The sequence below is a fragment of the Desulfoscipio geothermicus DSM 3669 genome (assembly GCF_900115975.1).
In the GTDB taxonomy this organism is placed as follows: Bacteria; Bacillota; Desulfotomaculia; order Desulfotomaculales; family Desulfallaceae; genus Desulfoscipio; species Desulfoscipio geothermicus.
Window position 1 is genome coordinate 1 of sequence record NZ_FOYM01000056.1, and the last position, 6,524, is coordinate 6,524.

The 6,524-nt window shown below is 47.2% G+C and carries 5 protein-coding genes, 1 tRNA gene and 1 pseudogene; all 7 read right to left on the reverse strand.

Translation table 11 applies throughout. The annotated features are described in order from the left end of the window. Window positions 1-368 (reverse strand): annotated as a pseudogene (locus BM299_RS18305) (acetyl-CoA decarbonylase/synthase complex subunit alpha/beta); the annotation flags it as partial. A 27-nt stretch (window positions 369-395) separates the two neighbouring features. After that, the gene (gene cooS / locus BM299_RS18310) at window positions 396-2,414 is read right to left on the reverse strand and encodes an anaerobic carbon-monoxide dehydrogenase catalytic subunit (protein WP_092487873.1); all 2,019 of its coding nucleotides are present in this window, start codon (window positions 2,412-2,414) and stop codon (window positions 396-398) included. Window positions 2,415-2,540: 126 nt separating this feature from the next. After that, window positions 2,541-3,311, reverse strand: a complete 771-nt coding sequence (locus BM299_RS18315) for an ATP-binding protein (protein ID WP_092487876.1) — start codon at window positions 3,309-3,311, stop codon at window positions 2,541-2,543. A 303-nt stretch (window positions 3,312-3,614) separates the two neighbouring features. Beyond that, complete coding sequence (locus BM299_RS18320) at window positions 3,615-4,694, reverse strand: alkaline phosphatase family protein (protein ID WP_092487879.1); 1,080 nt, start codon at window positions 4,692-4,694, stop codon at window positions 3,615-3,617. Between the two features lie 192 nt (window positions 4,695-4,886). Then, window positions 4,887-5,186, reverse strand: coding sequence for a phasin family protein (locus BM299_RS18325; RefSeq protein WP_092487881.1), 300 nt, complete (start codon window positions 5,184-5,186; stop codon window positions 4,887-4,889). Between the two features lie 224 nt (window positions 5,187-5,410). Continuing rightward, a tRNA-Leu gene (locus BM299_RS18330) sits at window positions 5,411-5,498 on the reverse strand. 201 nt (window positions 5,499-5,699) lie between these two features. After that, a complete protein-coding gene (locus BM299_RS18335; protein ID WP_092487883.1) occupies window positions 5,700-5,912 on the reverse strand; it encodes a 4Fe-4S binding protein in 213 nt (70 codons plus the stop codon). Window positions 5,913-6,524: the final 612 nt, after the last annotated feature.

The following is a 6,524-nucleotide window of genomic DNA, read 5'->3' on the forward strand; positions in this document are numbered from 1 at the left end:
TTAATGTACCTGACGGCCTCGATGATGTCGGCGGCGTACCAGGTGGCCTCGCCCCACTTGCGGGCGTTGGCGAAGGTTTTCTCTTCCTTAACGGCGGCGCGCATCCGGTTCAGTACCGGCACCATGTCGCCCAGGGTCTTGATTTCTTCGCCGCTCAGGCAGCGGATGACCGGCAGGTAGTAGGCTGTGTCGGGATAGCCCACGGGATGGTCCTTGCCGTAGGTGCGGATGGCCTGATTTAACAGGATCTCCGCGTAGCTCAGGGCGGTGATGGTTCCTTCGTAGGCTTCCTTGAACAGTTTCTTGGGCTCCTGGCCCGGTTCTATAGCGCCTTCGAATATTTGATCAAAGTTGATCTGTTCAGACATGCGTTATCCTCCTTTCGACCACGGGGATTAGTAGTTCTGACACAGGGCGGTTTCCAGGTCTTCAGCGACATTTCTATGCACGCCCAGTTTCCAGGTGCGGTATTCCAGAGCGCTGAGCATTTTCTTGGCACCTTCAGCAGGATCCATTTCAAATATGAAGTAGCCGCCGTAAACATCACCAGCAACCTGGGTGGTGATGCTGTAAATCAAATCGCTGCCTTCCAGCGGCGGCATGGCGCCGACATGTACCGGCACACCCATGGCCACGTACCAGCAACCGATGGCTACCGCTTTACCGCTCATGGCCTCAGGGGCGGTGGCTACGAAAGGTACCTTCGGCGTGTCGACGCCCAGCTCGTTGGCCATGGCCATTAAAAGGTCGGAGCAGCGGGTGTTGTCCACGCAGGAACCCATGTGGAATATGGGCGGCAATGCAGTGCTGAGGTTGGCGTTTTCGCTTATGCGGGCCAGGAATTTCTTAAGCCCTTCGCCGGCGTACTCGTTCACCGCTGCGGGATCAAGCAGGCCGAGTTTGGCGCATGCTTGCATGGAGCAACCGGTGCCAATGACGAATACGTCGTTCTTGATCATTTCCTTGGCAATGGTGATGTGACTGTCGTCCTGCGGGCGCTTGACGTTGTTGCAACCGGCCATCAAGCAGACACCTTTCAATTCGCCGCTCTGAATGGCGTCCGTGAGTACTTTGACGGGATTGTCCGGGTTAACCGAAGCAAATATGTCAAAAAGTGCTTCCAGGCTGAATCCGGCAACAACTTTGTTTGTAATATTGGGAATGTGTACTTTTTCGGGATCTCTTAATTTATATGCTTCAATGGCCAGGCGAATGGCCGACTTGGCATCTTCCAAAGCTGTCGCCGCGTTGAAGTCCAGGTGCACTGAACCGGGAATCTTCACAATCGGTGAAGTGGTGATCAATACAGTATGGAAGCATTCAGCGGCGGTGCGCAGGGACGGCATAATGCACTGCACGTCCACTACCATGCCGTCAATAGCGCCGGTGGCAATGGCATATTCCTGAGAAGAGAACGATGTCACAATGGGCACGCCCTGGCGCATGAGCACTTCGTTACCGGTACAGCAAATACCCATGCACTGGATGCCTTTGGCGCCGGCGGCCCGGGCTTCGTCTTCCATTTCACGCGCGGCCTGTACGATAATTTCACTGAGAATGGGGTTGTGTCCGTGGAGCACAATGTTGACCTTTTCCGGATCAATGACACCAAAATTGGCCTCACTGACCACCGGTTTGGGCGTTCCGAAAATAATGTCGGACAGGTCGGTGCCCACGTGCATACCTACGTAGTCAGCCAGGGCAACCCGCAGGGCGCTGAAAATCAAGTTGACAGGGTCGTTGTCCATACCGACGTGCGCTTGGGTAACCAATTTGGAAATGGTATTGTACACTCCGCTGGGCATGATATCGTGGCTGCGGAATTTTTCCAGGCGGCCTTCGGTAACGGTGGTCTTAACCCAGGTGGACTCGCCAAAACCGTCCAGGCGGCTGTAATCAGCCAGGGCGGCTTCCGCCAATTCTTTGGCAATTTGATTATCATCTTTGCCTTCTGTTTCAATGCCTACACGCTTGGCTACTTTGTGTAACTTGGCAGAATCTTTCACGCCATAGTCCGGCGTATGTCCTTCGGCGGCTTCCAGAAGCGTATGGGCCATGTGGCTGGCATGTTCGCTGTGGGAGGCGGCGCCTGTAAGCAGCATGAGGCCTGTGCTGCGGGCGGCGACGGTCCAGGCACTGGCGCCACAGATACCTCTGCTGGCCGGGCCTTCATCTGCTTTAATCCGGCAGGGGCCCATCATGCAGAAACGGCAACAAATACCTTTATAACCAAATTGACACTGCGGCTGTTGTGCTGCAAAGCGGTCAAAAGCAGTGATTACGCCACGTTCCTTGGCAATGTCAATCATTTCAAGGACGCCCGGGTCGATGGAGCGCTTTACACTCTTCGGGTCGACAACTCTTGGTGCGCCCGAAGGCCTGCAAGTGTGGCTGGGATCTCTAAACCTTGGCATTACTTTAACCTCCTTAATTATAGATTAATTCTCTAATTAACCCAATATGGTGTAAGCCGAAATCACTCCCCCCTTATTGCGCGGCTTATACCAATAATGATTCTAAAAATGCTTGTCTTTGTTATCTTACTTGTAACCACCCACCTCTCCCGAAATTTTCAGGCAAACTTTTTGCATCTCCACCAGCAACTCTCCCTCCAGTTCAGCAGCTGAAGATGACTTCATGGCGTTTGCCCATATTGACTCTGAAAATTTTACAAAGCCCAGAATAGCATTATCCGGGAAACTCTGGAGCAAAAATTCTTTTTCTTTATCTGACCTGATTTTGTTGGCAATTATCCCTATGCGGGCTATACCCAAATCACCGGCCATCCTTTGCACGTGCTTGGCAGTATTCAGGCTGTTGCGGCTGGGTTCCACAACCACCAGCATCATGTCCACCCCCCTGGCCGTACCCCGGGAAAGGTGTTCAATGCCGGCGCCCATATCCAAGATTACGGTATCCTGTTGGTCAAGGAGTAATGAAGTGATCAGAGCGTTTAAAAAAGTATTTTCCCGGCAATAACAGTCGGAACCGCCCTTTTTAGGGTCACCCATGCGTAAAAACCGGATATTCCCCAGTTTATAACTATAATCATCCAAAAAGTCATCAACTTTGGGATTTAGCGTATAAAATGCGCCACTGCCGCTTTTATTGCGAATGACATCACGCATTTCTACTACCGGTTTGATTTTTAGCGCCTCATCTTCAGGTATGCCTATGGCGGCTGCCAAGCAGGCGTCCGGGTCGGCATCAATGGCGTAAACAGTGCCCCCGGATTGGGCAAATATTTTAGTCAGTGCCGCCGCAATCGTTGTTTTACCGACGCCGCCTTTGCCTGAAATAGCTACTTTCATTACTACCACCCCTGCTTTGTTGTCTTTAAAAGATTTTTTAAATATACAATTACGTGGACGATTTCCAAAAATTCAGTATTCTATGGTTATAATCACAAGAAAATTCATAAAGACAAATTCAACAAGAAATAATTAATCTCCTGCTAATCCTTTATAAATAAATTTTATGCTACTTGATGGTTAAAATTTTATAAGGTATTTTTTTTAAAAACTTGAAACCCTTTTTGACTGTTACTTTCGACGGAATTGAAAAAAATCCTTCTCGCAAGCAATAAAAAAAATGGACAATGGTTAAATAATAGGTTATGGAAACATAAGAAATTTTTTGCGCAATATTTTATATTCCACTATATAACCTGCCAGCATCAGTAAAATAATGACGGCGCCAAAAAACTTGAGCAGCTTGATTTGCATTATCAAATGATTTACGGCTTGGTTTTTTTCAGAAATAATTCTTGCAATTTTTTTTCTTTCCTCCTCGACTTCGGCCTTTTGAAGATTTATAATGTGCTGTTCTTTTTGTGTTTTGGCAATCTCTTGAGTGTACACCAGACATTCTTTTTGTAAATCAATTATTCTGGTTTTTAAATGGTTTACCAGCTGGTCGTTGGATATTGGCTGCAGGCATTCATACAATATGCTGCCCGGTAAATCATTCGGCGGGGTTATGCCAAAAATTTGACATATGGTTGGCGCAATATCGTTTTGTTGACAATGAAAATATTTTGCCGGAACGCTTATTTTATTTCCATAGATAATTAAGGGAGATTGTTCCCCGCCTCCCGCTAAAATCAACGTGGAATCGGTAAGCCGGCCTGTGCTGATAAGATTATTGACCAATCGCCCTATCTGGTTATCGGCGGATGACCACTGATTGAAACGGGCGGAGTTTTGTCCCGGAGCGGGTTGGCTGGTATCGTCCAGGTAGATGGTGACAAATTGATAGGATTTATCGGCAAATTGGGTTAAGAACTTGTCCATGGCCAGATGGTCGGAACTTTCTGTAATGACATCTATTCGGTTATTATTAAGCAATGTTTGGGATAGCTTGCCCGAGCCATCCACGACAAGGCATCTGATGCCGTTATCAATAAGTATTTTTGGCAGGTATAATACATCTTTATCCTTGCCAAGACCGGCCAGGACATTATCAACCGGCTCTGAACTAGTATTGGTTAAATGCCGGTAACTTGCCCCACTGTCTTTTATTTTTTTAATGTTGGGCAAAGCTGCCCCATTTAGATCAGAATATTTTAGTTCCTCCACAAATATTAAAAATATATAATTTTTACTGTCTTTTTCCGCGGCTGCCTGGGCAGCGCCATAACTTGATGCACAGGTCATTAAGAAAATCAGTATCAGTAAAAAATGTCTTTTGAACATAAAGAAACCCCCTCGCATACTTTCACAATATACATATAATAGGGGGTGTTCAATATTTATGCCTGCGACATATCGCATTTTTCAATGTTTATGTGACAGTATGTAACCTCAAGGCTGTTTATGACATTATATTTTAGGCCGGGTGACTTTAAACGACATTTTTGCTGCCCGTTATATTGGCGCACCTGCATTTTATGATTTGCCAAGCGTTTTTTCCAGTGCGGCCACCCTTGCTTCAAGTTGGTTTAATTCTTCCCGCGTGACCAGCCCCAGGTTTTGGGTGGTTTGCAAAACTTCTCCCTTGATATTTTGCTTTAACGCTTCCCTTTCCTGTTCGCCTTTTTTTATCAGGTCATCTATGAATGCCCCGGCTTCTTCTTGGTTGACCTGGCCTTTTTGGACCAATTCATTGACAATTTGACTCGCCTTTTCCCTGGTCATGCTGAATGCACCAATGCCGGCATGCAGCATTTTGCGCAAGGTATCCTGCACCCCAATACACCTCCGTTTTAAACTGTTGAATTATAGTATGTCTTGGGCGATCGGTAAAATATTATGGAGTGGTATGAATAATAATCAAATGTTATGGAAATTATAATAATACTCCGCTTTGGTGAGTTCTATCTCTCCCCGTCCGGCTTGAGCCGGACTTTTTTTTATAATCAGACCCGGGTGTTGGCAAATGAAAAAACCTTCGGTTAAAAACCGAAGGTTTTTGGTGCGGCAGAGAGGACTTGAACCTCCACGAGCATAGCGCCCATAAGAACCTGAATCTTACGCGTCTGCCAATTCCGCCACTGCCGCTTATTACTTTGTTTCGGGGCTTGTCAACATTGTTGTTTTCTCACCCGCGCAAGAATTATATTAACATAGCTAAAGACCAGTGTCAACTTTTTTTTGCGGGAAATATCAGGTAGTGGCCTTACGTTGCTGGTGCCGACACTAAAGGTATGGGCAGTAAAATTTCAAAAGCTACTTCCGGCTGGGGCCGAAAGTAGCTTTTGGCTAGGCCACGTTGTTTACCCTGGAAATGGCTCCGCTGGGACAAGCCCGAAAGCATTTCCCGCACCGGTTGCAATTGTCAAGATTAATAGCATAGTTCACATTATCGTCAATATAAATACCATTAAACTTGCATTCCAACTCGCACGCCGCGCAAGCCATGCACTTCGTGGAATCTAACACATAATTGAACTTGAACTTTTTCTTTTCTGCCACCGTTACCCTCCCCTTTTTATTTTACTTAACGATTATCAGAAAAGTTCTACAGTAACAAAATAATTTCCTGCCACAACCGTACATAATTATTTAAAAAAAATTTATGCTAGATGGTGAAAGGAGGAGAATTGGTGGCGAAAAGAGTAACTGGCATTGCGGCAAAAAATCCCCTGGGATATCGACCGGTTTGGGAGGTGGGTAGGGCTGCCAATATGAAAAAAAGACAACGAATTACCGGTGTAAACCGGCCAAGTACGTAAATAACCCCGGGTTTTTCCCCGGGGTTATTTATGTTCGCCCGGCATGTCTGCCGAGCCGATGGGTTGAAAGAAACCCTGTCACCTAACCAGCGGGAAGACAACCCGTAGGCAAGGGCGTCACTGGCAACGGTGGGGTCTGAAGGAAGCTGAAGGGGGAACTTGGAACATAGCGCAAGCGAACCGGCGTTGGCCTATCAGGTGGGTAACCTTGCACAAAGTGGGAAAGCCCGAAAGCTGGATAACCTGGGAGGTTAGGACGGATGCGTTCAAGTTCAGGTAAGCAGACTTAACCGGGGAAGCCCGGCACCATCCTGCCACTAAAAGCAGGTAAACTCAAACAAGCGGAGACGCA